At 55.9% G+C, this 1561-nt stretch carries 1 rRNA gene; it reads left to right on the top strand.

Features of this window, described 5'->3' with window-relative positions:
- Positions 1 to 218 precede the first annotated feature (218 nt).
- Positions 219 to 1561, top strand: a 23S ribosomal RNA gene (locus tag ABWI07_RS44030); the annotation flags it as partial.

Raw genomic sequence — 1561 nt, 5'->3', positions numbered from 1 at the left:
AAAAGTCGTAACAAGGTCTCCGTTGGTGAACCAGCGGAGGGATCATTACCGAGTTTACAACTCCCAAACCCATGTGAACATACCTTTACGTTGCTTCGGCGGAGCCGCCCCGGCGCCCGGAACCTCTTCGGTTTCGCGGCCCGGAACCAGGCGCCCGCCGGAGGCCACAAACTCTTTTGTTTTTACAGTTTCTTCTGAGTGTGCCGCAAGGCAAAATACAAATGAATCAAAACTTTCAACAACGGATCTCTTGGTTCTGGCATCGATGAAGAACGCAGCGAAATGCGATAAGTAATGTGAATTGCAGAATTCAGTGAATCATCGAATCTTTGAACGCACATTGCGCCCGCCAGAATTCTGGCGGGCATGCCTGTTCGAGCGTCATTTCAACCCTCGAGCTCCCCTCTTTTTGGGAGAGCCCGGCGTTGGGGACCCGGCGCTAACACCGCCGGCCCCGAAATGGAGTGGCGGCCCGTCCGCGGCGACCTCTGCGTAGTAATATCCACTCGCACCGGGACCCGGGCGCGGCCACGCCGTTAAACACCCCACCTTCCGAATGTTGACCTCGAATCAGGTAGGAATACCCGCTGAACTTAAGCATATCAATAAGCGGAGGAAAAGAAACCAACAGGGATTGCCCCAGTAACGGCGAGTGAAGCGGCAACAGCTCAAATTTGAAATCTGGTCCCCAGGGCCCGAGTTGTAATTTGTAGAGGATGCTTTTGGCGAGGCGCCTTCCGAGTTCCCTGGAACGGGACGCCACAGAGGGTGAGAGCCCCGTCTGGTCGGATGCCAAGCCTATGTAAAGCTCCTTCGACGAGTCGAGTAGTTTGGGAATGCTGCTCAAAATGGGAGGTATATGTCTTCTAAAGCTAAATACCGGCCAGAGACCGATAGCGCACAAGTAGAGTGATCGAAAGATGAAAAGCACTTTGAAAAGAGGGTTAAAAAGTACGTGAAATTGTTGAAAGGGAAGCGCCTATGACCAGACTTGGGCCCGGTGAATCATCCAGCGTTCTCGCTGGTGCACTTTGCCGGGCACAGGCCAGCATCAGTTTGGCGCGGGGGATAAAGGCTTCGGGAATGTGGCTCCCCTCGGGGAGTGTTATAGCCCGTTGTGTAATACCCTGCGCCGGACTGAGGTACGCGCTCCGCAAGGATGCTGGCGTAATGGTCATCAGCGACCCGTCTTGAAACACGGACCAAGGAGTCGTCTTCGTATGCGAGTGTTCGGGTGTAAAACCCCTACGCGTAATGAAAGTGAACGCAGGTGAGAGCTTCGGCGCATCACCGACCGATCCTGATGTTCTCGGATGGATTTGAGTAAGAGCATACGGGGCCGGACCCGAAAGAAGGTGAACTATGCCTGTATAGGGTGAAGCCAGAGGAAACTCTGGTGGAGGCTCGCAGCGGTTCTTGCCTCTTCGAGCGGACGGGCAACCTCTGGCGCGCCCAGGGCCGCCGGGCCTGGCTCGAACTGAAGCACTTCGGCCGTCACGTGATGACTCAGGCGCTCCTCCACCCGGACGAGGTGGAGGGCTGGCGCGGTGAGATCCGCGAC

This window comes from Actinomadura sp. NPDC000600, assembly GCF_040492135.1.
GTDB lineage: Bacteria > Actinomycetota > Actinomycetes > Streptosporangiales > Streptosporangiaceae > Spirillospora.
Note: the sequence above shows the minus strand (reverse complement) of the source record. Positions and strands in the feature narration are given on the sequence as shown.